This window comes from Delftia sp. Cs1-4 (assembly GCF_000214395.1).
GTDB classification, from domain to species: Bacteria; Pseudomonadota; Gammaproteobacteria; order Burkholderiales; family Burkholderiaceae_C; genus Comamonas; species Comamonas acidovorans.
Genome location: NC_015563.1, coordinates 6,321,090 through 6,346,315, shown reverse-complemented (window position 1 = coordinate 6,346,315; position 25,226 = coordinate 6,321,090). Strand labels below are relative to the sequence as shown.

General features: G+C 65.1%; 21 protein-coding genes. 11 read left to right on the top strand and 10 right to left on the bottom strand.

What is annotated here, in order from left to right:
* The first annotated feature begins 32 nt into the window (after positions 1-32).
* Both DELCS14_RS27885 and DELCS14_RS27880 read left to right on the top strand, forming a co-directional pair.
* Positions 33-2,945, top strand: coding sequence for a DNA topoisomerase III (locus tag DELCS14_RS27885; protein ID WP_013804570.1), 2,913 nt, complete (start codon positions 33-35; stop codon positions 2,943-2,945).
* 114 nt (positions 2,946-3,059) lie between these two features.
* Positions 3,060-3,839, top strand: coding sequence for a tyrosine-protein phosphatase (locus tag DELCS14_RS27880; protein ID WP_013804569.1), 780 nt, complete (start codon positions 3,060-3,062; stop codon positions 3,837-3,839).
* 493 nt (positions 3,840-4,332) lie between these two features.
* On the opposite strand, the gene DELCS14_RS27870 is transcribed toward DELCS14_RS27880, so the two are convergent.
* Positions 4,333-6,858 (bottom strand): transglycosylase domain-containing protein, encoded by a 2,526-nt coding sequence (locus DELCS14_RS27870; protein WP_013804568.1) that lies wholly within the window; start codon positions 6,856-6,858, stop codon positions 4,333-4,335.
* A gap of 164 nt (positions 6,859-7,022) precedes the next feature.
* Positions 7,023-7,592: a ferritin-like domain-containing protein gene (locus tag DELCS14_RS27865; protein ID WP_013804567.1), complete on the bottom strand. Its 570-nt coding sequence runs from the start codon at positions 7,590-7,592 to the stop codon at positions 7,023-7,025.
* A 231-nt stretch (positions 7,593-7,823) separates the two neighbouring features.
* Between DELCS14_RS27865 and DELCS14_RS27860 the strand changes: the two genes are divergently transcribed.
* From DELCS14_RS27860 to DELCS14_RS27850, 5 genes are all read left to right on the top strand, one after another.
* A complete protein-coding gene (locus DELCS14_RS27860) occupies positions 7,824-8,330 on the top strand; it encodes a glutathione peroxidase (RefSeq protein WP_013804566.1) in 507 nt (168 codons plus the stop codon).
* Between the two features lie 129 nt (positions 8,331-8,459).
* Positions 8,460-9,524, top strand: a complete 1,065-nt coding sequence (locus tag DELCS14_RS27855; RefSeq protein ID WP_013804565.1) for an asparaginase — start codon at positions 8,460-8,462, stop codon at positions 9,522-9,524.
* Between the two features lie 308 nt (positions 9,525-9,832).
* The gene (locus DELCS14_RS30925; RefSeq protein WP_013804564.1) at positions 9,833-10,501 is read left to right on the top strand and encodes a hypothetical protein; all 669 of its coding nucleotides are present in this window, start codon (positions 9,833-9,835) and stop codon (positions 10,499-10,501) included.
* Positions 10,502-10,503: 2 nt separating this feature from the next.
* Positions 10,504-10,929, top strand: a complete 426-nt coding sequence (locus DELCS14_RS30920; RefSeq protein WP_157158322.1) for a hypothetical protein — start codon at positions 10,504-10,506, stop codon at positions 10,927-10,929.
* 85 nt (positions 10,930-11,014) lie between these two features.
* Positions 11,015-11,473, top strand: a complete 459-nt coding sequence (locus DELCS14_RS27850; RefSeq protein ID WP_013804563.1) for an RDD family protein — start codon at positions 11,015-11,017, stop codon at positions 11,471-11,473.
* A gap of 37 nt (positions 11,474-11,510) precedes the next feature.
* Here the strand turns inward: DELCS14_RS27850 and DELCS14_RS27845 are convergent, their stop codons facing one another.
* From DELCS14_RS27845 to sbcD, 4 genes are all read right to left on the bottom strand, one after another.
* Positions 11,511-12,038: a lysozyme inhibitor LprI family protein gene (locus DELCS14_RS27845; protein ID WP_228676828.1), complete on the bottom strand. Its 528-nt coding sequence runs from the start codon at positions 12,036-12,038 to the stop codon at positions 11,511-11,513.
* Between the two features lie 109 nt (positions 12,039-12,147).
* Positions 12,148-12,756, bottom strand: a complete 609-nt coding sequence (locus DELCS14_RS27840) for a hypothetical protein (protein WP_013804561.1) — start codon at positions 12,754-12,756, stop codon at positions 12,148-12,150.
* Between the two features lie 94 nt (positions 12,757-12,850).
* Entirely contained in the window at positions 12,851-16,336 is a 3,486-nt protein-coding gene (locus DELCS14_RS27835) for an AAA family ATPase (protein WP_013804560.1), read from the bottom strand.
* Entirely contained in the window at positions 16,333-17,610 is a 1,278-nt protein-coding gene (gene sbcD, locus DELCS14_RS27830; protein WP_013804559.1) for an exonuclease subunit SbcD, read from the bottom strand. The genes DELCS14_RS27835 and sbcD overlap by 4 nt, the downstream gene beginning before the upstream one ends.
* A gap of 139 nt (positions 17,611-17,749) precedes the next feature.
* Between sbcD and DELCS14_RS27825 the strand changes: the two genes are divergently transcribed.
* Positions 17,750-18,136, top strand: a complete 387-nt coding sequence (locus DELCS14_RS27825; RefSeq protein WP_013804558.1) for a VOC family protein — start codon at positions 17,750-17,752, stop codon at positions 18,134-18,136.
* A 139-nt stretch (positions 18,137-18,275) separates the two neighbouring features.
* Here DELCS14_RS27825 and DELCS14_RS30270 read toward each other — a convergent pair whose 3' ends face one another.
* Entirely contained in the window at positions 18,276-18,677 is a 402-nt protein-coding gene (locus DELCS14_RS30270; protein ID WP_013804557.1) for a hypothetical protein, read from the bottom strand.
* Between the two features lie 32 nt (positions 18,678-18,709).
* The gene (locus DELCS14_RS30265) at positions 18,710-19,351 is read right to left on the bottom strand and encodes a peptidoglycan recognition family protein (RefSeq protein WP_013804556.1); all 642 of its coding nucleotides are present in this window, start codon (positions 19,349-19,351) and stop codon (positions 18,710-18,712) included.
* A 367-nt stretch (positions 19,352-19,718) separates the two neighbouring features.
* Between DELCS14_RS30265 and DELCS14_RS27820 the strand changes: the two genes are divergently transcribed.
* The 3 genes from DELCS14_RS27820 (at position 19,719) to DELCS14_RS27810 (ending at position 22,843) form a co-directional block, all read left to right on the top strand.
* Positions 19,719-20,330, top strand: a complete 612-nt coding sequence (locus DELCS14_RS27820; protein ID WP_013804555.1) for a class I SAM-dependent methyltransferase — start codon at positions 19,719-19,721, stop codon at positions 20,328-20,330.
* A gap of 8 nt (positions 20,331-20,338) precedes the next feature.
* The gene (locus DELCS14_RS27815) at positions 20,339-21,184 is read left to right on the top strand and encodes a tRNA-uridine aminocarboxypropyltransferase (protein ID WP_139093450.1); all 846 of its coding nucleotides are present in this window, start codon (positions 20,339-20,341) and stop codon (positions 21,182-21,184) included.
* Positions 21,185-21,694: 510 nt separating this feature from the next.
* Positions 21,695-22,843: an acyltransferase gene (locus tag DELCS14_RS27810; RefSeq protein WP_013804553.1), complete on the top strand. Its 1,149-nt coding sequence runs from the start codon at positions 21,695-21,697 to the stop codon at positions 22,841-22,843.
* An 81-nt stretch (positions 22,844-22,924) separates the two neighbouring features.
* Here DELCS14_RS27810 and DELCS14_RS27805 read toward each other — a convergent pair whose 3' ends face one another.
* The gene (locus DELCS14_RS27805) at positions 22,925-23,572 is read right to left on the bottom strand and encodes a DUF924 family protein (RefSeq protein WP_013804552.1); all 648 of its coding nucleotides are present in this window, start codon (positions 23,570-23,572) and stop codon (positions 22,925-22,927) included.
* 200 nt (positions 23,573-23,772) lie between these two features.
* Entirely contained in the window at positions 23,773-25,161 is a 1,389-nt protein-coding gene (gene yjjJ / locus DELCS14_RS27800; protein ID WP_013804551.1) for a type II toxin-antitoxin system HipA family toxin YjjJ, read from the bottom strand.
* Between the last annotated feature and the right edge of the window lie 65 nt (positions 25,162-25,226).

Genomic DNA, 25,226 nt, shown 5'->3' with positions numbered 1-25,226 from the left:
GCAGGTCCTGCGGAGAATGACGAGTACACACAATGACAAAGACCCTGGTGATTGCTGAGAAGCCTTCGGTCGCGCAGGACATCGTCCGCGCGTTGACTCCGGTGGCGGGCAAATTCGACAAGCACGATGAATACTTCGAGAGCGAGCACTACGTCGTGACCAGCGCCGTGGGCCACCTGGTGGAAATCCAGGCGCCCGAGGAATTCGACGTCAAGCGCGGCAAATGGAGTTTTGCCAACCTGCCGGTGATTCCGCCGTATTTCGACCTCAAGCCCGTGGACAAGACCAAGAGCCGGCTCAATGCCGTGGTCAAGCTGGCCAAGCGCAAGGATGTCACCGAACTCATCAACGCCTGCGACGCGGGCCGCGAGGGTGAGCTGATCTTCCGCCTGATCGAGCAGTACGCCGCAGGCGCCAAGCCCGACGGCAAGGGCCTGGGCAAGCCGGTCAAGCGCCTGTGGCTGCAGTCCATGACGCCGCAGGCCATCCGCGACGGCTTCCAGAACCTGCGCAGCGACGCGCAGATGCTGGGCCTGGCCAGCGCCGCGCGCAGCCGCTCCGAGGCCGACTGGCTGGTGGGCATCAACGGCACGCGCGCCATGACGGCCTTCAATTCTCGCGATGGCGGCTTCTTCCTGACCACCGTGGGCCGCGTGCAGACGCCCACGCTGTCCCTGGTGGTGGAGCGCGAGGAAAAGATCCGCAAGTTCGTGAGCCGCGACTACTGGGAAGTGCATGCCGCCTTCGATGCGCAGGCCGGCCAGTACCTGGGCAAGTGGTTCGATCCCCAATGGAAGAAGAGCGAGGATGCGGAAGCCCGCGCCGACCGCATCTGGAACCAGCGCGACGCCCAGGCCATTGCCGACGCCGTGCGCGGCAAGCCGGCCCAGGTCACCGAGGAGTCCAAGCCCACGTCCCAGGCCAGCCCGCTGCTGTTCGACCTGACCAGTTTGCAGCGCGAGGCCAACGGCAAGTTCGGCTTCTCGGCCAAGACCACGCTGTCGCTGGCGCAAAGCCTGTACGAGCGCCACAAGGCCCTGACCTACCCGCGTACCGACTCGCGCGCCCTGCCCGAGGACTACGTGCCCGTGGCGCACCAGACCTTCGCCATGCTGGCCGGCAGCGGCATGCGCCACCTGGCGCCCTTTGCCCAGCAGGCGCTGGACGAGAACTACGTGCGCCCCACCAAGCGCATCTTCGACAACAGCAAGGTGTCGGATCACTTTGCCATCATCCCGACCACGCAGGCGCCCAGCGGCCTGTCCGAGGCCGAGCAAAAGCTGTATGACCTCGTCGTGCGCCGCTTCATGGCCGTGTTCTTCCCCAGCGCCGAGCACCAGGTGACCACGCGCATCAGCAAGGTCGAGCAGCACAGCTTCAAGACCGAAGGCAAGATCCTGGTCAAGCCCGGTTGGCTGGCCATCTACGGCAAGGAGGCCGCCAACGAGGTCGAAGGTGGCAAGGACGGCGACAAGGGCCAGCCCCTGGTCGCGGTGCAGCCCGGCGAGCAGCCGCGCGCCGGCCAGGTCGATCCCAAGGGCCTCAAGACCAAGCCGCCCGCGCGCTACTCCGAAGCCACGCTGCTGGGCGCCATGGAAAGCGCCGGCAAGCAGGTCGAGGACGACGAGCTGCGCGAGGCCATGCAGGAAAAGGGCCTGGGCACGCCTGCCACGCGCGCGGCCATCATCGAAGGCCTGCTGACCGAAAAGTACATGCTGCGCGAAGGCCGCGAGCTGATTCCCACCGCCAAGGCCTTCCAGCTCATGACGCTGCTGCGCGGCCTGGGCGTGGAAGAACTCTCGCGCGCCGACCTCACCGGCGAATGGGAGTACAAGCTGGCGCAGATGGAAAAGGGCCAGCTCTCGCGCGATGCCTTCATGCAGCAGATCCAGTCCATGACGGAAAAGCTGGTCAAGAAGGCCAAGGAATACGACCGCGACACCGTGCCCGGCGACTACGCCACCCTGTCCACCCCCTGCCCCAACTGCGGCGGCGTGGTCAAGGAGAACTACCGCCGCTACGGCTGCACGGGCAGCGACGGACAGGGCGCGGGCTGCGGCTTCTCGTTCACCAAGTCGCCGGCAGGCCGCACCTTCGAGACGGCCGAGGCCGAGCAACTGCTGCGCGACCGCCGCCTGGGCCCGCTGGACGGCTTTCGCTCCAAGGCAGGCTGGCCCTTCGTGGCCGAGGTCACCATCGTGCACGATGAGGAAGGCGGCAACTACAAGCTCGAGTTCGACTTTGGCGACGACGCCGCCTCCGAAGACACGGGCGAGCTGGTGGACTTTGCCAGCCAGCAATCGCTGGGCCCCTGCCCCAAGTGCGGTGCGCCGGTCTTCGAACACGGCAGCAACTACGTCTGCGCCAAGGCCGTGCCCACGCTGGCCCAGGCCACGCCCAGCTGCGACTTCAAGAGCGGCCAGATCATCCTGCAGCAGCCCATAGAGCGCGAGCAGATGCAAAAGCTGCTGCAGACCGGCAAGACCGACCTGCTGGACAAGTTCGTCTCCAACCGCACGCGCCGCAGCTTCAAGGCCTTCCTGGTCTGGGATGGCGCGGCCGGCAAGGTGAACTTCGAGTTCGAGCAGCGCGACAGCAAATACCCGCCGCGCAAGACGGCGGCCGCCAAGAGCGCGCCGGCCAAGAAGGCGCCTGCCAAGAAAGCCGCAGCCAAGACCACGGCAAAGACGGCCACCAAGACCGTGCGCAAGCCGGCTGCCGGCACGCTGCAGCCCAGCGCGGCCCTGGCCGCCGTCATCGGCGAAGGCACGGTGGCGCGTACCGAGGTGGTCAAGAAGCTGTGGGAATACGTCAAGGCCCAGAACCTGCAGGACCCCAAGGACAAGCGCGTCATCCGCGCCGACGACAAGCTGCGCCCCGTCTTCGGCAAGGACAGCGTGAACATGTTCGAGCTGGCCGGCATCGTCGGCAAGCATCTGGCGTAAGGCGCCTGCCTGACCTGATCCTGCGACCCGCTTTTGCACCTTGCCGGAGCGGGTCGCCGGCCTGACACGGGGACAACACATGCTTGGGCTAATCTAGCGGGCATGGATACCGAAATGCTCACCCCGGCAGCGGCTGCCGCCGCTGCTTCCTCCCTGGCGCCCTCGCGCTCCATCCGCCTGGACGGCGCCTCCAACTTCCGAGACCTCGGTGGCTACACGGGCCTGGATGGCCGGCGCGTGCGCTGGCGCACGCTGTTCCGTGCCGACCACTTGGCCGGCCTCAGCGCAGCGGACCTGGACGTGCTGCAGGGCCTGAAGCTCGCGCGCAGCGCGGACTTCCGGGGCAAGATGGAAAGCGCCCACCTGGCCTACGAATGGCCGGGCATTGCCCGCCATGCGCTCATCGTCGAGCCCACCGTGGTGCAGCGCGCCAGTGCCCTGATCGCTGCAGGCAACGACCTCACGGCCGCCCATGCCGAGGAGCTGATGCAGGACACCTACCGCAGCTTCGTGCACGACTACGCGCCACGCTTTGCACAGCTGTTCCAACTGCTGCTGGACAGCCAGGACCCGCTGGTCTTCCACTGCACGGCCGGCAAGGACCGCACGGGCTGGGCCGCCGCCCTGCTGCTCACCGCGCTGGGCGTGGACGAGGACACCGTGATGCAGGACTACCTGCTGACCAACCAGCTCTACCAGCGCCCCGCCACCACCTTCGCCCCCATGCCGGCCGAGGTGATGGATGTGCTGTGGCGCGTGCAGGCGTCCTACCTGGCGGCGGCCACCGACATGGTGCGGGCCGACTTCGGTGGAATGCAGGGGTATCTGCGGGATGCGCTGGGCATCGACAGCGCTGCACGCGAACGGCTGGCTGCGCTTTACCTGGAAGGTTGATTACCTTCGCTCACGGGGCGGCGGGTTGGCGCGGCTAACATGGGCTGTGCCGGTCGGTTGCGCCGGAGATGAAGGAGATTGCGATGAAATACGGCATGCGTGGGCTGGCCGCGATGGTGCTGGTGGCCTTGAGTGTGGGGCTGGCTGGCTGTGCGGGCGGGGTGCCTGGGGATGTTTCGGGGAGCCAGGCGTCCAGTGGCAGTGGGGTGACGGTGTTTGGGACTGTGGATGCCAATGTGAGTCATACGCGGACTTCGCGGTGACTCGGTTTGTGCTTTGATTCTTTCGCTGGATTTGTCCCTGCCGAGTGGTTGTTTTTCGAGGCCGGGTTTCGGCCCGGCGGCCGACCTACTTTCTTATCGCGCGATAAGAAAGTAGGCAAAGAAGCGCGCTCCACTGCCCACGACCCTTCGCTTCGCTACGGGCGACCTGCGTTGGGCGGAAGGGGGGAGGCTGGGGACAGCCAACAGCCAACAGCCAACAGCCAGCCGGGTCAGGGCTGGATCGGCGTGATCACCACGCCGGTGCCTGCGGGGGCGTCTTCGCCGCCGGGCAGGGTGGGCGTGGCGGGGGTGGCTTCCTGCACTGCGCGCTGGTCCGTGGGGCCCAGCGTGCCCTGGGTGAGGGGGATGCTGGGTGCGGGCAGGGCGGGGGTGCTTTCTATGATTTCCTCGCCGGGCGACAGGCCCGGGCCGGGTGGCTCCGTGGGCTCGGGCGCGGGTTCCGGGGCCGGAGTCGGCTCCGGGGTGGCGGGTTGGCCGGGCTGTGCGGGCGGCGGCTGGTCAGGCCACCAGTCCTGCATGCGTTCGCGCAGGCGGCCGACCATGTCGGACCACCAGTGGCTTTGTTCGGGCGGCTCGAAGCGGGCCTTGGCGTCGATGACGGGGCTGCGCAGGGCGCGGGACATGAAGTCTCCCACCATGGGCAGGGCGCTGCGCGAGCCCTGGCCCCAGCGGTCGCTGCGCAGGGTGATGCGCGGGTCGTTGAAGCCGGCCCAGGCGCCGGTGACGATTTCCGGGTGCATGAGGATGAACCAACCGTCGGCATTGCCCTGGGTGGTGCCGGTCTTGCCGGCCACGTCGGCGTGGATGCCGTAGCGCTGGCGCACGGCCACGGCCGTGCCTTTGTCCACCACGGCGCGCAGCATGTCCACCAGGGCGTAGGCGTGGTCTTCGTCCAGCGCGCGCTCAGGCTTGGGCGGACTGAATTCGGCGATGACCTTGCCGTCGGCGTCCTCGATGCGCGTGACCATCATGGGCGGCAGCCAGCGGCCACCGTGGGCCAGGCTGGCATAGGCGTTGACCATTTCCAGCAGTGACACGGGGCTGCTGCCCAGGGCCAGGGCGGGCACTTCGTCCAGCGGGCTTTGGCGCACGCCCAGGGCGCGCGCCAGGCGCGCCACGCGGGCGGGGCCCACGGATTGCATGACTTCGGCGGTGATGGTGTTCTTGGAGTAGGCCAGGGCATCGCGCAGCGTCATCTCGCGGCCCGTGGGTGGCGTGGCGTCGGTGGGGCGCCAGACTTCGCCGCCGGGCAGCTTGATTTCCACGGGGCCGTCCACGCGCTTGTCATCGGGGGTGGCGCCCTGCTGCAGCGCGGCGCCATAGACAAAGGGCTTGAAGGTGGATCCGGGCTGTCGCCGTGCCTGCTGCACATGGTCGTAGGCATCCTGCGTGAAGTCGCGGCTGCCCACCCAGGCCAGCACTTCGGAGGTGGCCGGGTTCAGCGCCACAAAGCCTGCCTGCACGCGGGTCTTGTCCTCGCGCAGCTGCTTCATGAAGGCCTTGTCGGCCAGCAGGGCCTTGAGGGTGTCTTCCTCGCTGTCCTTGTCCGTTGCCTTGTCCTTGCCTTGGCCGTCCGCGCGTTTGCGCGCCGCGCGCCAGGCGGGGGTCTCCCGCACCAGCTGTTGCACCAGCGGGTTGGCGGCATTCCAGCCGTCGCGCTGGCTCCAGGCGCCGTTGGCCACGCCTTGCAGCGTGCGCGTCTGGCGCGCCACGGCCTGGTTGGCCCAGTTCTGCAGGCGCGAGTCGATGGTGGTGTGCACCACCAGGCCGTCGGTGTAGATGTTGTAGTCGTTGCGGTCGGCCCAGTCGATCAGCCATTTGCGCAGCTGCTGCGCGAAGTGGGGGGCCATGCCCAGGGGCTCTTCCTGGCGCTCGAAGTTGATGCGCATGGGGCGCTTCTTGAGCTGGGCGAACTCGGCCTCCTGCAGCACGCCGCGCTTGACCATTTGCGACAGCACCGTGTTGCGGCGGTACAGCGCGCGGTCGGGGTTGAGCACGGGGTTGTAGTAGCTCGTGCCCTTGAGCATGCCCACCAGCGTGGCGCTTTCCAGCACCGTCAGCCGCGCGGCCGGTTTGTCGAAATAGGTGCGCGCCGCCATCTCTATGCCGAAGGCGTTGTAGAGGAAGGGAACGGTGTTCAGATAGGTCTCGAGGATCTCGTCCTTGGTGTAGAGCGCCTCGATCTTGAAGGCCGTGATCGCCTCCTTGAGCTTGCGGTTGAGCGTGGGCGCGCGGCCGATCTCGGTCGGGTACAGATTGCGTGCGAGCTGCTGGGTGAGGGTGGAGCCGCCCTGCGGATCGCCGCGCAGCGTGTGCACCACCGAGCCCAGCGTGCGGCGCCAGTCCATGCCGTGGTGCTCGTAGAAGCGGTGGTCCTCCGTGGCGATCAGCGCCTTGATCACCGAGGGCGACATCTCGTCGAGCTTCACCCACTGCCGGTTGCTGCGCTTGAACTGCGCGAGCTGCTTGCCATCCGCGCTCATGATCTGGGCGGGCTGCTCCAGCTTGGCCTTGCGTATGTCGCGGATGCCGGGCGTGAACGGGATCAGGGCCAGCACATAGAGCGCGAACAGCAGCGGCAGCGCGGCGGCGAACAGCAGCCATTCACGCCGCGTGGGCCAGCGGTGCCACCAGGGCAGGGCCGCCACGCGCTGGCCGATGCGGCTGGCCAGCAGCCTTTGCCAGGCTGCGAGCACAGCGTCGGGCAGCTTCAAGTCATTGAAAGAAAAGCGCATATTGCAAGACGGCCCTGATGACAGGACATCAGGGCCGATAGGGCGGGACCATTTCCGCGAAGCCGAGAGAATGCCCAAAAAAACGGCACCCCGCTCGCGCGGGGTGCCTTGCCTATGGGCCAAGCCCCGGTATTGTCGGGCTGGCGGGTACTGGCGGGAAGTGCTTATTTCTCCAGCCAGTCGGACAGCTCGTCCGCATGCTCCTGCTCCTGCTCCAGGATGGATTCGATCAGCCGGCGCGTGGTCGGGTCCTTGTCGCCGATCAGGTCGATCATCTGGCTGTAGGCCTCGATGGCCACGCGCTCGGCGATCAGGTTGGTGCGGATCATGGCCTTCAGGTCCATCTCGCCGTTGTAGTCGGCATGGCTGCGCTGGGTCAGCGTCTGGGGGTTGAAGTCGGGCTCGCCGCCCAACTGCACGATGCGCTGGGCCAGCTTGTCGGCGTGGGCCATTTCCTCGTTGGCATGGACCAGAAACTCGTCGGCAATGGCGGGCGAAGCCAGGCCCACGGCGGTGAAGTGGTGGCGCTTGTAGCGCATCACGCACACCAGCTCGGTGGCCAGCGAGTCATTGAGCAGCTTGATGATGTCCTCGCGCCAGGGCCCGAAGTGCGGGGTCACGGCGCCATCGTCCAGGCTGTGCTTGGCGGCCTCCAGGGCCTTGGGGTCCAGCGCCAGATGGCCGTTGCCGGCGTTGGATTTGGCTTGCTTCGTGGGGGTGCTGTTGGGGTTCATACGTGGTCTCTTCATCGTGGGACGGAAACTACGGCAGGCATGCGCCTATGCGGCTTGTAAACACCTGCCAGCGAAACGGGACCAGGCGGGCCGATGTGCCCGCCTGTTGCCTTCCAAGGTAAGTTTTTGGCCGCCTGCTGTCTGTGAGACAAGTCCGCATCCCCATGCCCGGCCAGCGCGCCCCTGGGTGTCCCGGCGCTACCATGGGCGCTCCACTCCAGGAGCACCCGCATGAATGACACCGCCGCCGCGCCCCGCTCGGCCTACGACTTCGAGGCCACCTCCATCACGGGCCAGGCCGTCCCCCTGTCGGACTACCGCGGCAAGGTGCTGCTCATCGTCAACACCGCCAGCGCCTGCGGCTTCACGCCGCAGTACGCCGGCCTGCAGGCGCTGCATGAGCAGTACGGCGAGCGCGGCTTGGTGGTGCTGGGCTTTCCGTGCAACCAGTTCGGTTCCCAGGAAAAGGGCAGCGAATCGGAAATTGCCAGCTTCTGCGACCTGAACTTTGGCGTGCGCTTTCCGCTCATGGGCAAGATCGACGTCAACGGCGCCAACGCCCACCCGCTGTACCGCTGGCTCACGGCCGAGGCGCCGGGCGTGCTCGGCACCAAGGCCATCAAGTGGAACTTCACCAAATTCCTCGTTGGCCGCGACGGCCAGGTCATCCGCCGCTATGCGCCGCAGGATGCGCCGGCCAAGCTGTCCACGGACATCGAGGCCGCGCTGGCGCTTTGATGCGTTGATGCGCGTTGATGTGCGCTGATCGCGCCTGTCCATCAGGGTTTCACGCAGGGCCGGCAGCGCGGGCCGGCCGCACGCCATGGTTAGCATGCTCCTTGACATCACAACAAGGAGACAACACCCGTGAAAGCCTTCCGCCGCACCGCCCTCGCCCTGCTCACTGCCTGCACATTGCCCATGATTGCTACCAGCGCCGCCGCCCAGGAAAAGCCCGTGGTCCAGTTCATCGCCACGGGCGGCACCATCGCCATGAAGATCGACCCGGTCAAGAACGCGCCCGTGCCCGCGATCTCGGGCGACGACCTGCTGGCCACCGTGCCCGACGTGGGCAAGTACGCGCGCATCCAGGTCAACAACCTGTCCAACGTGCCCTCCGACTACATGGACCCGGCCCGCTGGGTGCAGCTCACCCAGGCCGTACAGGCCGCGCTGGCCCGGCCTGAGGTGGCTGGCGCCATCGTCTCGCACGGCACGGACACGCTGGAGGAAACCGCCTTCTGGCTGGACCTGACCGTGCAGTCGTCCAAGCCCGTCGTGCTCATAGGCGCGCAGCGCAATGCCTCGGTGTCCGACTTCGACGGCCCGCGCAACCTGCTCAACGCCGTGCGCATCGCCGTGGACCCCAAGGCGCGCGACAAGGGCGCCATGCTGGCCATGAACAACCAGATCAATGCCGCGCGCTACGTCACCAAGACACACACGGCCAACGTGGAGACCTTCCGCTCGGGTGAGTTCGGCTTTCTGGGCGAGGTCTACCCGGACCGCGTGAACTTCGCCTCCGCCCCCGCGCGCCGCCAGCACCTGCCCATCCAGGCGCAGACCATGCCCGAGGTGGAGATCTTCCCCATGTACGGCGGCGCCAACGGCCAGGCCGTGCGCCAGGCGGTGGACCGTGGCGTCAAGGGCATCGTCATCGACGCCCTGGGCATGGGCAACATGAACGTCGCCATGCTCGATGCCGCCAAGTACGCCATCGGCAAGAACGTGCCCGTGGTCGTCAGCACGCGCGTGCACAACGGCCGCGTCATGCCCAGCTACGGCTTCGAGGGCGGCGGCAAGACCTCGTTCGAGGCCGGCGCCGTCATGGCCGACGACCTGCGCGCGCCCAAGGCGCGGATCCTGCTGATGCTGGCGCTGCAGTCCGGCGTGACGGGGCAGAAGGACCTGCAGGCGGTATTTGATCGGTAAGAGTGAGATCTACCTTTTCCCGATGATGCCCGCATCTTCTGATGCGAGAGGCATGACGGCCTCTCAAGTTTTTCACAATTGGGAGGGCTGCGACTGGAGCGTTGTCTCCTTTCACGAGGAGTCCTCTGATTTCATGGCCATTGTTGTTGGATCAGAGGATTTTTCTTGAAATCAGGGTATAACCCATATCTTTCGAAGCTTCGGTTTCCGGGTCTCCGGTCTGTCTGCGTTTAGCCAATCCAGGCTCGGGCTGCAATGAGTGATCTCGTTGATTCCGTTGAACTTGTTGAAAGACGAGCTGCCTCTCTATGAATGAATATTCTGGTGAAGAAAATGGAATTCCTCTTCTGGGTGAGCCGGTCCACGCAGTTGGTTCTGGTTTTGCAGTCAACATTCCCTCATTGCCGTCCGGGGCAAGTCCGATAATTGATGAGACATCTGGAGACTGTGTTGGGTATATCCATGAAGGTGCCAAGAATGTTTGGCACATTTACGATATCTCGGGACAGCATGTTGGGATCAGAGAGAGTCCTTTAGAAGATCCCCTTATTGATCCATTGGATCTTGTTTTGCTTGGTCCAGTTGCGTTGAAACTGGTTCGTGCAGGAATCGGTTCTGTAAGTCGCTTGGTTGCTGGGCGGGCGGCACTTGGCACTGCATCACAGCTGACTCGTTCCCTGTTGCCGCTTCTTCGAAGCAAGCTGAAAGGGGTTTCGGTAAGAAATTTGAAATTTACCGAGACAACACTCAGGCACATGGAGAATCCTGGGAGATTTGTTCCTGTACACATCATTCATCTGGCCATAAAGCATGGAAAGAGGATGCCAGATCCTCAAAAAGTTGCAGGTGTTTTCAGATACGAAATTCCGATGTCCAGATTCATCAAGCGAGGCGCTGGGTACGTCAAGGAACAGAAAACACTTGAGGTTGTTGTTCGGGAGTCGGACTGGACTATCCTGCATTTTATGTATTTCTGAAAATGCTGAACATCAATACAGAAGATCTAAGTCTTCAGATAGAGCCGGTGGCCAGTCGTTTTGAGGCCCCGGGCGGACCATATCTTGAATGGATTGACTTGTTCGTCAAGGTGGCTGTCCCTGGGATAGATGCAGAAGGTAATTGGTCTGCGATGCCTGGAGAGTTGAAGAAGTTCTTGATGGAACTCCAGTCGATGAAGGCTGGGAATAATTTTGGAACGAGTGCAATACTGTCCGGAACGGAGCCGGGACTTGGCATTTCATTGAGAATGCTGGAAAGGGGCTTGATCATCATGGATTGGAGTTTTCAGCCAAGACCCCCAGATGGTCCAAAGATTTCAGGGGTCTGTGGCTTGGATCAGACTTTTCTGGATGATTTGATGGATGGAGTGCAGTCTTTGTTGGATTTCCATGATTCAACAAGCTAGAAATCTGAATTCAAACTTGGATCTTTTTCATGCTTCATGAATACAGAGAGCCGCTGTTTTTGATGTCGCACCAATAGGACTTGCCATGCAGGATGACGATCTCGAATACGTGGGCTTCTGGGCCCGCACCGGCGCCGCGCTGATCGACACCGTGATCCTGCTCGTGCTCATGCTTCCGGCCCTGATCTCCATCTATGGCTGGGAGTACCTGGAATCCGAAAAACTGCTGCACGGCCCGGCCGATTTCGTCATCACCTGGGTGCTGCCTGCCATTGCCGTCGTCATCTTCTGGATCAAGAAACAGGCCACGCCGGGCAAGATGCTCATCGCCGCCAGGATCGTGGACGCGCAGACCGGCGCGGACATGAGCACACGGCAGGCCATCATTCGCTACCTGGCCTACTTCGTGTCCATCATCCCGCTGTGCCTGGGGCTGATCTGGGTGGCCTTTGACCCGCGCAAGCAAGGCTGGCACGACAAGATTGCGGGCACCGTGGTGGTCAGGCCCAAGCACCGGGGGGTGCAGCCGGTGAAGTTCCGCTGACACGCACCTCAGGCGCGCCCGCAGCGGGCGCTCCGTGCTATTTCAACGGCAGCTCGGATGTGGCGTCGCGCAGCTGCGCGGCCCGCCCCAAGTTCAGTGCTGCAGCACAGGACAGGCGCCTGATCTCCGTCGCGTTGCCGGCTGCGCCGCCAGCCAGAGAAGCAAGCCAGCTGCATTGGGCATCGCGGTACTGCGTGAACTCCTTGCCGGAGGCGGACAGCCTGGCCTTGGCCTGGGAGGCATATTTGGCATCCTCATCCCATTGCCCCAGTGCGCTGGCTGCCTGTTCCTCGGCCTGCTTCAATGCCTTGTGGCTGTCTGCGAGCCTGCGCGCCAGGCAGTCTCGCATTCCGGCCTGGGAGTGGGCACTGCATTCCTCGCGCAAGGCGCGTTCATCGGGTTGAGTAATGATTTCCGTGGCGAGGCTCCACAGAGGAATGCAGGCTGCCAGTGCCAGGGTTGTCAGCTTTATTGCTCGCATGTGGAGGTCCTGAATCCGAAGAGGCCGGGCTGCCTGATCCCGATGCAATGACGATGGCCGCAAAGGCGCCGGGCATTCTGGCATGCTTGATTGGCTAGGTTGCGAGCAACCGCAAGCGAACGCCAAGCCACCGGTCATGCCAATGCGCAGTGGTTTCCCTTGCGCACGAGCACTGGCCTCCCCGCCCCGTGGCTCAATCCTCTTCCAGCCCCGGCTCGTCCACCACGAAGCCCGAGCCGTCCTCGTGGCAGAACACGCATTGCTGCAAGAAGCTGTCCATGCTGCTGGCGTGGAACCAGATCAGGCCCTGGTCTTCGTCGCAAAGCATGTCGGTCTGGTCGTCCACGCTGGCGGCGGCAAAGCCGCTCAGTTCCATTTCTTCGAGGAACTGCTCCAGGTCCTCGCAGCCTGCAAACAGCTCATGGTCCAGGCTGCCGATGCGGCCCTTGAAGGCGCCGTGCAGCACTTCCACGAAGGGGTTGCCGCCGGGGTCATGGCCAATGACCATGAAGTGCGCGGCAAACAGGTTCTCGCGCTGATGGTCCTCCACGTCGCAGTGCTCCGAGCCTGCGCGGAAGTGGTGCAGGGTGCGCAGCCAGGCGTGGTTGTCGCCGGTCTCGTCGTCGGCCTGCAGGTAGTCCTCGCGGTCGGGCGCCGCTTCGAGCCGGTCGAAGTCCAGGCCGTTCTGCGTGATCAGGAACTGCGCGTAGGCGTCGGAGAAGCCTTGCGCGGCCTGGTACTCGCGCACCGCCTGGGCGTCGGGCAGGGCCAGGCCGAAGGGATTGGGAAAGCGCACTTGCATGGAACGGTCCTTGAAAAGGAGTGAACGGCGGCCAGGCAGGCCGTGCCCGCAGGATGGTGCAGGCGTTGGGAGGCAGTTTGGTGACAGTTCCGTATCACGAAGAAACCACCAGCCTCGAATGCCCCACGCCACCGCCTTTCTCCACCCGCACCTGCACGGCGATGCGCTCCTTGAGCGCCTCCACGTGGCTGATGATGCCGATCATCTTGCCGCTGTCGTTGAGCCGGTCGAGTGCGTCGAGCGCGATCTCCAGCGTGTCGGCATCGAGCGTGCCGAAGCCTTCGTCGAGGAACAGGGAGTCGATGGAGGTCTTGTGGCTGACCAGGTCGGACAGGGCCAGTGCCAGGGCCAGGCTGACGAGGAAGGCTTCGCCCCCCGATAGCGTGCGCGTGTCGCGCGGGGTGTCGCCCTGCCAGCTGTCGACGATGTCCAGTTCCAGCTCGCCTTCGGGCTTGCGGCGCAGCAGGTAGCGGCCGTGCAGGCGTGCCAGGTGGAGGTTGGCCAGGTGCAGCAGGTGGTCCAGGGTGAGGCCCTGGGCGAAGCGCCGGTATTTGTCGCCCTTGGCCGAGCCGATGAGGCCATCCAGGTGCTGCCACAGGTCGCTGTCGCTGGCCTGGGCGGAGATGTGCTCGAACAGGGCCTGCTGGCCCTGGCGGCGGCGCTGGTCATCGGCCAGCTGGGCGCGGGCGCCGCCCAGTTGTTCGCTGAGTGCCGTATGGCGCTCCTGCAGTGTTTGCAGCAGCGCCTGGATGGCTTCGGGTGCCAGGTCGGTCAGGGCCTGGGCCTGCAGATCCGCGTGCTCGCGTTGCGCGGCTTCCAGCAGGGTGGCCGCGCGCTGTTGTGCCGCCTGCAGTTGCTGGCGCAGCGCGGCCAGGCGCTGGCGTTCGGGTGCGGGCAGCAGGGCCTGCAGGTAGGCGGGCTCGTCAGCAAAGGGGCTGGTGCTCAGGGCGGCCTGCCATGCGGATTCGGCCTGTGCCGCTTCCTCGCGCTGGCGGGCCAGCGTGGCCTGGGCCTGTTGCTGCTGGCCTTGCAGGGCATCCTGCTGGCGCGTGAGAGCGGCGATGTCGCTGGCGCATCCGGCCAGGGCCTGCGGCAGCTGTTCCACGGGCGGCAAGGGCAGGGAAGGCGGCTTTGCCACAGCCGTATCGGCGGGATGGGGCTGCGCCGTTCCCTGCCCCTCCCACTGTGTTTCCCACTGTTTGTTCCAGCGCTGCGCATCGGCCTCGGCCGCCTCGCATTCCTTGCGCTGCAAGGCCATGGATTGGGCCAGTTGCTGCAGGTCGTGCCGGGCCTGTTGCCAGTGCTGCCATTCGGCTTCGCGCGCTTCAAGCCAGGGCTGGGCCTCATCGGGCACCGTGTGGCTGGCCTCGCCGAGTGAAGCCTGCAACTGCGTGTTCAGCGCCTGGGCTTCGGCCAGCAGGCCGGCGATGGATTGCTGCAGTTCTTCGCGGCGTGCGCTGTGGTCGGCCAGGGCCTGCTGCTGCAGCGCAAGCTGGCCTTGCGCGGTCTGCAGTGACTGGCGGCTGTGCTGGGCGGCGTCCTTGGCCTGTTGCACGGCCTGCTCGCCTTGCTCGGCGGCCTGCACGGCGCGCTTGAGCGTGTCCAGCTGGCGGGCGCAGGCCTGGGCCGATGCGGCGAGGGTGTCGGCCTGTTGCCAACTGCCTGGCGCGAGTTGCAGGGGTTGCGTGAGGCCCTGCCATGTGTCGTTCCATGTGCCGTGCCAGCGTGCGATGTCCTGTTCCAGTTCGTCGGCCTGGCGCTGGCGCGCAGCCTGTGCGGCCGTGGTGGCGGCCAGCGTGGCGCGGGCGGTTTCGCCCTGGGTTTGCAGGGCGTCGAGTTCATCCTGCTTGCGGCGCAGCGCGGCTTCTGTGGCCGAGGCGTCCAGCGCTTCGTAGGCGGCCACGGCCGGGTGCTCTTGCGCGCCGCACAGCGGGCAGGGCTGGCCGGGCTGCAGGGCGTGGCGGTGCTCGGACAGGCTTTGAATGCGCTGCTCCTGGGCCAGCAGCTTTTGCTTGTCGCGGACCTGTTCTCGCACGTCTATGTAGCGCGTGCGCAGGGCTTGCCAGGTGTCCGTCTGCTGCTGCGCCAGTGCTGTGCCTTCGCGCAATTCCCGGGCCAGTGTCTGTTGCTGGCGCGCAAGTTCGCGGCGCTGCGCGGCCTGGGTTTCTGCCTGGCGCCACAGGTGCAGGCGGTCCTGCTCTGCCTGCTCGCGCGCGCGCAGCTCGGCCATGCCGCCGCTGCCTTGAAGGCGCTGCGCCTGTTCGTCCTGCGCGTGCTGGAGTGCGGCGCTGGCGCAGGCCTGGGCGTCGGTGGCGGCCTGGACCTGGGCCGCGCCGGCTTCGGCGCTTTGCGCCATGCGGGCCTGTTCGGCATCCAGCTTGCGCAGGGCCTGCTGCTGGTTGGCCGCTTGCTGTTGCTGGCTGGCGCGCAGCTTGAACTGCTGGCGCCAGCTGCCCAGGCGCTCGCCCAGCAGGGCATGTGCGGCATGTTGGGTGCAGAACTGTTCCAGCGTTTGGTGCTCGGCCTGCTGGCGGGCCAGGGTGTCTTGCGCGGCCTGGGCCAGGCGGGCGGACAGGGCCTGGGCATGGCGGTGCTGCAGCAGCAGCCGGGCCTGGGTCTGCTGTTCGTGCTCGCGCAGTTGCTGCAGTTGCTGGCGGCTGTCATCGCAGGCGGCGGTGCTGCGCTGCCAGGCCTGGTGCAGCGGTTGCAGCGCCTGCGCGGGCTCGTCATGGGCCAGTCTTTCCAGTTCGGGCGCGGCCTGCTCCAGTGCCTGGGCGGCGTCTGCGCAGCCGGTGCGGGCGGCCTGCAGTGTCTGGGTGGCCTGGGCCAGTTGCTGCTGCCATTGGTGCTGGGCCTGGGTGCGCAGGTAGTCGGCCTGCAGCGTGGCCTGCTCCGTCACCAGGCTGTCGGCCTGGGCCTGCAGGGCATCGCGCGCCTCGGGCGTCAGCAACTCCACGCCATCGGCCTGGGCCTTGAGCTGGTCCAGGCGCTGGCGCGCATCGCGGGCGCGTTCGAAGACTTTTTGCGAGATGAGGCCGTAGATCTCGGTGCCTGTCAGCTCTTCCAGCAGGCCGGCGCGGACGTTGGCATTGGCTTCAAGGAACGCCGCAAAGCCGCCCTGGGCCAGCAGCATGGACTTGGTGAAGCGCTCGAAGTCCAGCCCCGTGATGGCAGCGGTCTGCTCCAGCTTGTCGCGCGTCTGGCTGCTGAGGATGCTGCCGTCGCCACGGGCCAGTTCCACCTTGGGCGCCTGCAGCGCGCCATCGAGCCTGTCGCGTGCGCGGCGCTGGCTCCAGAAGGCGCGGTAGACCTGCCCCTTGACCTCGAATTCGACCTCGGCCAGGCAGTCTGCCGTGTGGCGCGTCATGAGGTCGTTGGCTGATGCCGAGATGTTGTTCAGCCTGGGTGTCTGGTGGTACAGCGCCAGGCAGATGGCATCGAGCAGGGTGGACTTGCCCGCGCCCGTGGCCCCGGTGATGGCGAACAGGCCGTTGCCCGCGAACGGTGCCTGCGTGAAGTCGATGCGCCATTCGCCCTTGAGCGAGTTGAGGTTCTTGAGCCGCAGCGTAAGGATCTTCATGCGCGGGCCTCCTCGCCGTGTTCGCCGGCGCCTGGCTGGGGCGCATCGAGCCCGGCCACCACTTCCTGGTAGCGCCGGGTAAGGGCCTGGGCCAGGCCGGGCTCCAGTGTTTCCAGCGCCAGGCGGCGCTCGAAGACGTCGGCGGGGCTGATCTCGTGCAGCGACTCGCCGGCGGCGGCGGCCATGCCGGCCACCGCCCGGCCGCGCTGACGCCGCACGCGCAGCAGTTCCACGGGCAGCTCGTCGGCCAGGGCCTGCACGCGGTCGGTGAGCTGGGGCAGGTAGTCGTCCTGCTCCACCACCACCTCCAGCCACACGGGCCATGCAGGGCTGCCGGCCTGGGCGGCGGCGCGCATCAGATCCGGCAAGGCGGTCAGGCTGCCTGCCACCGAGGCCATGGGCTGAAAGCAGGGAACGGGCAGCGGCGTGACGGCCTGCAGCCCTTCGGGGCCCAGGTCCACCAGCAGCATCTGCTTGGACTGGCGGGCCTCGTCAAAGCTCAGCGCAATGGGCGAGCCGCTGTAGCGGATGTGCTCCAGGCCGCCCACTTTCTGCGGCTGGTGGATGTGGCCCAGGGCCACGTAGTCGGCGGGCGGAAAGGCGGAGGTGGGGAAGGCGTCCAGCGATCCCACGTAGATCTCGCGCACGGACTCGCTGCTGCTGGCGCCCACGGTGGTGAGATGGCCCGTGGCGATGATGGGCAGGCGCTGGCCGGATACGGCGGCCAGCGTGTCACGGCGTGCCATGGCGGCGTCGTGCACGCTGCGGTAGCAGGACTCGATGGCGGCCTGCAGCGCCTGCTGCTTTTGCTCGGCGCTTTGGCCCGGCTGGCTCAGCACCAGGTCGCGCGGGCGCATGAAGGGCAGGGCACAGACGATGCAGCCGGGCGCGGCCGGCTGCCCCGGCCGGCGCCGCAGCGGCAGCTCGACCACGTGGCTGGCCGTCTCGCCCACGGCGGCAACCACGGTGGTGTCCAGGCAGGCCAGCAGCTCGCGGTTCTCTGCCAGCGTGGCCACGGAGTCGTGGTTGCCGCCCAGCAGCAACAGGGCCACGCCCGCCGCATGCAGGCGCACCACCAGCTGGCTGTACAGCTCGCGCGCATAGCTGGGCGGCGCGCCGGTGTCGAAGATATCGCCCGCGATGAGCACGGCATCCACCGCCTGGGCATCGACCTGCTCCAGCAGCCAGTCGATGAGCGCAGCGTGCTCGGCCTGGCGGCTCTTGCCCATGAAGTGCTGGCCCAGGTGCCAGTCGGAAGTGTGAAGAAGGCGCATGGTTTCGGTATCGCGGTATCGGTGCAATGTCCGCCGGCTGTGGCGGGGGCGACAGTATGGTCGCTGGCGCGCATGGGTGACAGCAGGACGGCGTGCCGCAGCTAACATCCCGGTTCGCATCAACCAAGGAGACACAGGCATGTTCAGCCACGTCATGGTCGGGGTCAACGACCTCGAAAAATCCAAGCAGTTCTACGACGCATTCCTGGGCGCGCTCGGCGTTGCGCCGGGCATGGCCAACAAGAACCGCTATTTCTACCGCAGCGCGGGCGGCACGTTTGCCATTTCCACACCGATCAACGGCGAGTCTGCCTGCCACGGCAATGGCGCGACCATCGGCTTTGCGACGCAGTCGCCCGAGCAGGCCGACGCGGCCCATGCCGCCGCCGTGGCAGCCGGGGGCGTGACCTGCGAGGATCCGCCCGGCTGGCGCGAGGCTTCGCCCGGCGGCCGGCTGTACCTGGCCTATGTGCGGGATCTGGATGGCAACAAGCTGTGCCTGTTGCATCGGCCGCCGAAGGCCTAAGTTTCTGACCGTGCCGGACGGTGTTTTTTCGGGGCTGGAGCCCTGACGTCGAAACGCCAAAATGCAAACAGCCGATGTGCCATCGCTGCACTCGGCCGTTTTTTATTGCGGTTGGCCAACGTGGTCCACGCCAGAATAATCACCATTGAAATGGCTTGAACTTGCATTTTGGGCAGTGCAATACCGTCTTGTCCCTGCCCTCCAGGAACAGCGCACCGCCCCGGAACTGGTTGATGCTCCAACTTCCACGGCTGCCATCGCTGAATGCGATTTCGCCGCTTGCATAGCAGGGCGACCAGTCTAGCGTGTAGTGCGCGTCGTTTTCGTTGGTGGTTTTTGCCTGTTGAAAATAACGGCGTACCTGGGAGATGGTCAGGACAAAGTTAGCGCAACTCACCGCTGGGTCTTTTTCGATGGGCGATTTGGCCGCGTTTTCCTGGATGGTGATCTGGCTGATCTTGGGAAGTATCAGTGGGCAAAGTGGCGGCTCGAACTCTGAGCCTTTTGTGCATTGATTGGCGGCGGAGGCGGTGCTAGCCATAACAACTAGCAGGGGTAAGGTTAATAGTGATCTCACCATTTTGCTGAAATCGCTTCCGTAGGATTTTTTCTAGAGACTTCTGGATGCCTGAAAACTTCGCTCATAGATATTCTTAGTGTCAGCGTTAATTCCGCGATAAGCCACTGTAGTGCATTATTCTGCTCGCTTGTAACGGCTTGATAAGTTTTCTTTTCGTCTGGTATGTTCCCGCCACGAGGAAGTGCTTCACCTACCAATTCAATGCCAATGCTGTCTTGGTTGGCTGGAAATCGTGCTGGAACCTTTTTCAGCATCTCGCGCTTATTCTCTTGGGTCGGATTGAAACGTTGTAACGATTTTAATTCAACTGGCGTACATCGCTTTTCCAGTAGACAACGCGCTTTTATTTTGCCAATGTGCCATGTTTGTTTGTAGAGGGAAGCGGTTTGATATATTGTTCCATCTTTCTCTATCAGGAAATGTGCTCCATTTGCTGATGGGTTTTTGTAACTGTCAATTGAAGACTGTGCTGTCGACCCTCCAGTTTGATGAACAATGATGCCATGAATTTCTTTCATTTCACCACGTTCAATGGTGGGTGCGATGGCTGGCTTTATGAGTGAGTGGATTGCTATTCCATTTCTATCGATTATTAGCATTTGAGTACCAAAGATGTGGGCCTGATGATTGCCCATAAGTTGTTAATCAGTGATTTGCGCCATATCGTAATTGCCGCTGATATGTTAGCCATGATGGGTATTGAGTGGTTGGGTTGAATTTGTAAAATTATGCAATCCTGATCTTTTTGTCATATCTCGCAGTTTTTTAGATGTTTGGGCGGCTGTTGTTGTGATCTGATATGCAAATCAGTCCGCCTGGCGGAGTAGCAACTGTCTTGGCTTATGCGGGCGATCAAGAAATTGGTCGACAACTGGACAGGCCCGGCCTCGGAAAAAGCATCACCTGGCAGGGGCAAAAAACACGCGTGCCCATACCCACTGCCCTCTGCGCCATACTCCCGCCCGAACGCGCCCGCCGGGCGCTCACCCCCAAGGAGAATGCGTGCAATCAGCAAGTGACCAGTGGTTCGACGAGGCGTACTACCAGCGCTACTACTTCGACAAGAAGACCAGCGTGGTCGATACCGAGCATGTGAACCGTCTGGGCGCTTTCGTCTGTTCCTACCTGAGTTATGTGCGCGTGCCCGTGCGCCGCGTGCTGGATGTGGGCTGCGGCATCGGTCTGTGGCGCGAGGCGGTGCAGCGCCACTTCCCCGGTGCCAGCTACCACGGCGTGGAGTTCAGCGAGTACCTGTGCGGGCGCTTCGGTTGGGAGCGCGGCTCGGTGGTGGACTATGCGGCGCATGATCCTGCAGAGCCCTTCGATCTGGTGATCTGCCAGGGCGTGCTGCCCTATCTGAGCCCGCCGGATCTCAAGCGCGCGCTGGCCAATCTGGGGCGGTTGAGCCGAGGCGGTCTGTATGTGGAGGCGGTGGCGCGCGAGGATTACGAACGCGGCGTGATCGATGAGGATCTGACCGATCCGCGCCTGTTCCGCCACCGGGCCGATCTGTACCGGCGCGGGCTGGCCGAGCATTTCAAGGAACTGGGCGGCGGCGTGTGGCTGAGCCGCCGCGCCGAGCTGCCGCTGTTCGAGCTGGAAAGCGTGGGATGAGCCTGGACATGTCAGCTGTGCCTGCTTCGGCGCAGGATGCCTGCGTGCCTCTGTCCTATCTGCGCGGCGTGGACTCCGGCGTGGCGCCGCATGCGGTCTCGCGGCTGCGCACGCAGCGGCTGGCGCGCAGCACGCGGCCGTTTCTGTCGCGCGGCGGGCCGCGCGGTGAGCGCTGCGAGGGATGCCGGCTGCGGCCTTCGCACTGCCTTTGCGCGCTGCGTCCCATGCTGCCGACGCGGGCGGGCTTTTGCCTGTTGATGCACGATGCCGAGCCGCTCAAGCCCAGCAATACGGGTTGGCTGATCGCCGATGTGGTGGAGCAGACGCATGCCTTCGGCTGGGCGCGCACCGAGGCCGATGCGGGCCTGCTGGCCTTGCTCGATGATCCGCAGTGGCAGCCCTATGTGGTGTTTCCCGGCGAGTTCGTGGAGCCGCCGCAGCGCGTGGTGCATGCGCTGCCGGCGCCCCGAGCCGGGGTCGAACCGAACCAAGGCCGGCGCCCGCTGTTCATCCTGCTGGACGCGACCTGGCCCGAGGCGCGCAAGATGTTCCGCAAGAGCCCTTACCTGGACCGCTTTCCGGTGCTGAGCCTGCACCCGGACCAGGTGTCGCAGTACCGTCTGCGTCGCTCCCAGCGCGAAGACCATTTCTGCACCAGCGAGGTGGCGGCCCTGTGCCTGGAGCTGACGGGCGACGGAGGCGACCGGCGCGCAGGCCGCGCGCTGGAGAGCTACCTGGCGCTCTTCACCGAGCACTATCTGCGGGCCAAGAACCAGCAGCCGGTGCAGACAGACAGTGACGCGCGCCGTGGTCTGCAGGACGCGATCTCTTCCGTTTGTCCGCCTGCTTGTTAAAAACGATAGCGGAAGATGCTGGTGTTCATTGGGATTGGTGGCGTTTTGTTCCAAATTGTTGACGGCGCATCCAACTCCCCTTGCCCTGTGTTCGCCAGTGGCTCAACAGGGCGGCGCAGGGCGGCGTGAGGCAGGGCGCAGCAGCGTCGGCGACAACTTCCTGTTACGTTCCGGCCGCGGTGCGCTGCCCATACTCGCGGCGTGCGATGAGAGGTGGACAGGCGGCGGGGCGGGGTGACCCAGGATTCCAGGCCGAATGTCCATCGAACCTGGCCCGCAGGCGGTGATGGCTAAAATCGGATTTCGCTGAAATTCATCAGCCATTGCCCTGTACTGCAGGGCATGTTCGTGCACGCAGGGCCGCCCGTAGAGGCGGCCCGCATCCTCCAGGTGCGCCGCAGCCGCGGCTCGCGGATTGCTGGTCACAGCATCCGCCGGGAACCTTGGGGCGTGCCGTCTCTCTTATCGCGCTGGACCATGCGTTGCGACCCTCCCGGGGACGGCTGCGCCATGTCCGCGTGCTCCATTTTTCATGGGGTTTGTTCATGGCCCGGGGCGTATGCCCCGGCGTTGGAAAGGTGTCCGGTTTTGGTGGTCAAGGATTTCAAACTGCACTACAACCCCGCCCTTGACGGGCTGCGGGGCGTGGCGATCCTGTTGGTGATCTTGTCGCACTCCCATGCGCCTTTGTTCGATGGCGCATTCTTCGGGGTGGACCTGTTCTTCGTGCTCAGCGGCTATCTGATCACCTCGCTGCTGCTGATGGAGAACGAATCCGAAGGCCGCATCGGCTTCTGGCGCTTTTACCGCCGCCGCTTCTATCGCCTGATGCCGGCGCTGGCCCTGTTCCTGGGCGCGTACTGCATCTTCGCGCCCTTGCTGTGGCCGGACCTGAATGACATCTACACCGATGCGCTGGTCTCCATCCTCTATCTGGCCGACTACGGCATCGCCTTCTTCGACAGCCCGGACACGCTGCTGCACATGTGGTCGCTGTCGGTGGAGGAGCATTTCTACCTGATCTGGCCGCCGCTGCTGGTGCTGCTGCTGCGCTTTTCCAAGCCGGGCCGTCTGTGGCGCCCGATTGCCCTGCTGTGGGCGCTGAGCTGGCTGTGGCGTGTGTACTGGGTGGACCAGGGCCAGCACTTCTATGAGATCTTCTTTCGCTTCGACACCCGTGCCTCGGGCCTGTTCGCCGGTGCGCTGCTGGCGGCGGTGATGATCGAGCGGCCCGACTTCATCGCTGCATTGAAGGCGCGCATGCACCACGCCATGTGGGTGCCGCTGGCCGTGCCGCTGTTGATGGCGCTGCAATGGGACAACCAGGACGCCATGGTCTGGGGCATCACCGTGGTGGAATGCGCCGCCGTGGTGCTGCTGGTGGCGGCAAGCCAGGGCTCGGGCCTGGTCTTCGACATGCTGTCGTCGCCCACGCTGGTGAAACTGGGCCGCCTGTCCTATGGCGTCTACCTCTGGCACTACCCGGTGGTGCGCTATCTGCGCGCCGACTTCTCGTGGCCCGTGGTGGTGGCGCTGGGACTGGCGATCTCGGTGGCGCTGTCGGCGTTGTCGTTCTACACGATCGAGCGCTGGGCGCTGCGCATGCGCGATGGCGAGCGCAAGGGCGGCGAGCGCCAGCCGCAGGCGCAGCCGGCCTGAATGCCGGCAGCGCGCCGAAAGCAAAAAAGGGAACGTTGGCACGTTCCCTTTTTTTGTGGGTGAAGGAGATCCGCTGCGCTCTCAGAACCCTGAGCCGGGCTGGGACAGGTACTGCAGTTCCTCGGCCGTGCTGGTGCGGCCCAGGATGGCATTGCGGTGCGGAAAGCGGCCGTAGCGCACGATGACGTCGCGGTGCCGGTGGGCGTAGTCAAGCGTGCCGGCGAGGAACTCGCGCACGCCCTCGCCGCCAGCGTCACCGGCCTGGTCGGCCAGGGCCTGGAAGGCGGCCACGCTGCGGTCCTGCAGGGCCAGGTCTTCGGCATGCTCCAGCGGCAGGTAGCAGAAGATGCGCGCCACGGCAGGCAGGTCGGCATGGCGGTCATGGCCCAGGGCGATGCCGTCCAGCGCCAGTTGCAGCGCCTGCGGGTCGCCTGCAAAGCTGCGTGCCGTGCCCCGGAACAGGTTGCGCGTGAACTGGTCCAGCAACACGATCAGCGCCAGCCGCCCCAGCGCCGTGCCGGCCCAGCCGTCCAGTTGGCCGGCCAGTGCATCTTCGACCAGGGCGCCGAAGCGCTCGCGGATCTGGTCGTCAGTGGCATCGGACTTGATGAACCACAGGTTCTTGCAGGCCAGGGCGCCCGCGTTGTCGGGATGCGCGGAGCCCAGCCAGTAGCTGAGCACGTCGGCGATGCGCGGGTCTGCGGCGTGAGAAGGAGCAATGCTTGTCATCGGTGGCCAGGCTCTTGTCGGATGAGGAAGCCTTCGATTGTGCAGGCGGTGGCGTACTGCCCTTGTGGATGGCAGGTTTTGCGCAGTCAAAGCACAGCTTGTGCAAATATTTCTCAATAGCATGTGCACAGGTTTTTCAAGAGAAATTACCGGAGTTATCCACAGATTGGCATCTGAATTTCATTGCTGTTGCCTGTCAATCAGGCATTCATGAATTCAAGATTTCGCGCAGCGATGCTGCGAAAGTCCCCGGAGATGCGCGCATCCTGCGCGACGGCCTGCCAGAAGCGGCGTGCCAGCGCCTGGGCATGCGGCCATTCGGCCAGCGTGGCGGCCGTGGGCCGCTGGGGCTGGGAGCCGAAGTCGCGCTCCACGATCTCGCCGTTGATGGGCATGTAGAGCATGGGCAGCATGTCGTAGGTGGGCGACAGCGCCCAGTCGCCATGGGGCTGCGGCAGCACGAAGGAGATGTTGCCGTAGTGCCGGTCGGTGTTGGCGATGAGCTGGCCGTAGGCTTCGAGCAGGCGCAGGCTGCGCGCGTCGGCCTTGGTGATGAGGCCGCGTGCGGCCAAGCGGTTGGCCGTGGCTGCCCAGTTGTCCACCTCGCCCACGTACTGGGCATTGAGCACCTGCAGGGACACCATGCCGATGCGTCCAGGGTTGCTGCCCGGGTGGGCCTGTGAGACGGGCATATCGCCCGGCACAACGCTTGGCACATCGCCCGGCGCCGGCTGGCTGCGGTCGAAGCGCTCCGATTCGAGGAAGGCGCGGCCGCCATCGAGGAACAGCCGCGTGCGCGCTGCGGGCAGGCCGTCTTCGGCCAGGGTCTGCAGTGCCAGGTGCTCGCAGACCAGCAGGTCGCGGATGCGCTGCTCGGCCGGCGCGTTGCCTGCCGGGGAGAACTTGACGATGACGCTGCGCCCGGCCGTGATGCAGCAGAACTTGGGCTGCTCGCCGCCCGCCGACGAGCCCGGATGCGTGCCCTGCATGGCCTGCATGGCCAGGCGCGGATAGTCGGCCGCAGAGGCGGCGCGCAGCGTGCGCGCGGGCAGGGAGTGGAAGCGCTCGAAGGCGGCTTCGCCCACGATGAGGTTGCCCGGCAGGTCTTCGCCAAAGGGGGCCAGGGCGCGCAGCACATCGTCCTCGCCCCACTGGCGCGGGTCGCCGCCCAGCTGCAGTTCGGGGTGGCTGTGCGCAAAGCTGCGGCCGATGAAGCCCTGGGGCCGCATGTCGTCCAGGAACCAGGGCAGGCCGTCGTGCTGCTCGCTGAGGCCGTCGGCCTCATCCACCCAGAAGCCGCCGCCGTGCAGGGCGATCATGCGGCCGAAGGGTGATGCATGGCCTTCGGTGTCCACGCGCATGATGGCCACCTCGGCGCCCACGCCCGCCACCTGGCGCGGCAGCACATAGCGCTGCGTGCGCGCCGCCCCCACCTTGCGCACCTGGCCCGACTGGATCAGCGGTGCCAGCGCGCGCGACACCGTGGGCTGGCTCACGCCCAGCATCTGCTGCAACTCGCGCGCCGCCAGCGCGCCGCCCTGGCGGCGCAGTGCTGCCAGCACCTGCAGGGAGAGGTCTTCAGTGGCCATGGGGAATCAATTCATGAATGGATGAAACAAGGGGTTAATTTATTGAAAATCAAGGATTTATGCAA

Coding starts and splice junctions, on each gene's coding strand:
- DELCS14_RS27885 (WP_013804570.1), top strand. CDS start 33: ATGACAAAGACCCTGGTGATTGCTGAGAAGCCTTCGGTCGCGCAGGAC.
- DELCS14_RS27880 (WP_013804569.1), top strand. CDS start 3,060: ATGCTCACCCCGGCAGCGGCTGCCGCCGCTGCTTCCTCCCTGGCGCCC.
- DELCS14_RS27870 (WP_013804568.1), bottom strand. CDS start 6,858: ATGCGCTTTTCTTTCAATGACTTGAAGCTGCCCGACGCTGTGCTCGCA.
- DELCS14_RS27865 (WP_013804567.1), bottom strand. CDS start 7,592: ATGAACCCCAACAGCACCCCCACGAAGCAAGCCAAATCCAACGCCGGC.
- DELCS14_RS27860 (WP_013804566.1), top strand. CDS start 7,824: ATGAATGACACCGCCGCCGCGCCCCGCTCGGCCTACGACTTCGAGGCC.
- DELCS14_RS30925 (WP_013804564.1), top strand. CDS start 9,833: ATGAATGAATATTCTGGTGAAGAAAATGGAATTCCTCTTCTGGGTGAG.
- DELCS14_RS30920 (WP_157158322.1), top strand. CDS start 10,504: ATGCTGAACATCAATACAGAAGATCTAAGTCTTCAGATAGAGCCGGTG.
- DELCS14_RS27850 (WP_013804563.1), top strand. CDS start 11,015: ATGCAGGATGACGATCTCGAATACGTGGGCTTCTGGGCCCGCACCGGC.
- DELCS14_RS27845 (WP_228676828.1), bottom strand. CDS start 12,038: ATGCCAGAATGCCCGGCGCCTTTGCGGCCATCGTCATTGCATCGGGAT.
- DELCS14_RS27840 (WP_013804561.1), bottom strand. CDS start 12,756: ATGCAAGTGCGCTTTCCCAATCCCTTCGGCCTGGCCCTGCCCGACGCC.
- DELCS14_RS27835 (WP_013804560.1), bottom strand. CDS start 16,336: ATGAAGATCCTTACGCTGCGGCTCAAGAACCTCAACTCGCTCAAGGGC.
- sbcD (WP_013804559.1), bottom strand. CDS start 17,610: ATGCGCCTTCTTCACACTTCCGACTGGCACCTGGGCCAGCACTTCATG.
- DELCS14_RS27825 (WP_013804558.1), top strand. CDS start 17,750: ATGTTCAGCCACGTCATGGTCGGGGTCAACGACCTCGAAAAATCCAAG.
- DELCS14_RS30270 (WP_013804557.1), bottom strand. CDS start 18,677: ATGGCTAGCACCGCCTCCGCCGCCAATCAATGCACAAAAGGCTCAGAG.
- DELCS14_RS30265 (WP_013804556.1), bottom strand. CDS start 19,351: ATGGGCAATCATCAGGCCCACATCTTTGGTACTCAAATGCTAATAATC.
- DELCS14_RS27815 (WP_139093450.1), top strand. CDS start 20,339: ATGTCAGCTGTGCCTGCTTCGGCGCAGGATGCCTGCGTGCCTCTGTCC.
- DELCS14_RS27810 (WP_013804553.1), top strand. CDS start 21,695: ATGTCCGCGTGCTCCATTTTTCATGGGGTTTGTTCATGGCCCGGGGCG.
- DELCS14_RS27805 (WP_013804552.1), bottom strand. CDS start 23,572: ATGACAAGCATTGCTCCTTCTCACGCCGCAGACCCGCGCATCGCCGAC.
- yjjJ (WP_013804551.1), bottom strand. CDS start 25,161: ATGGCCACTGAAGACCTCTCCCTGCAGGTGCTGGCAGCACTGCGCCGC.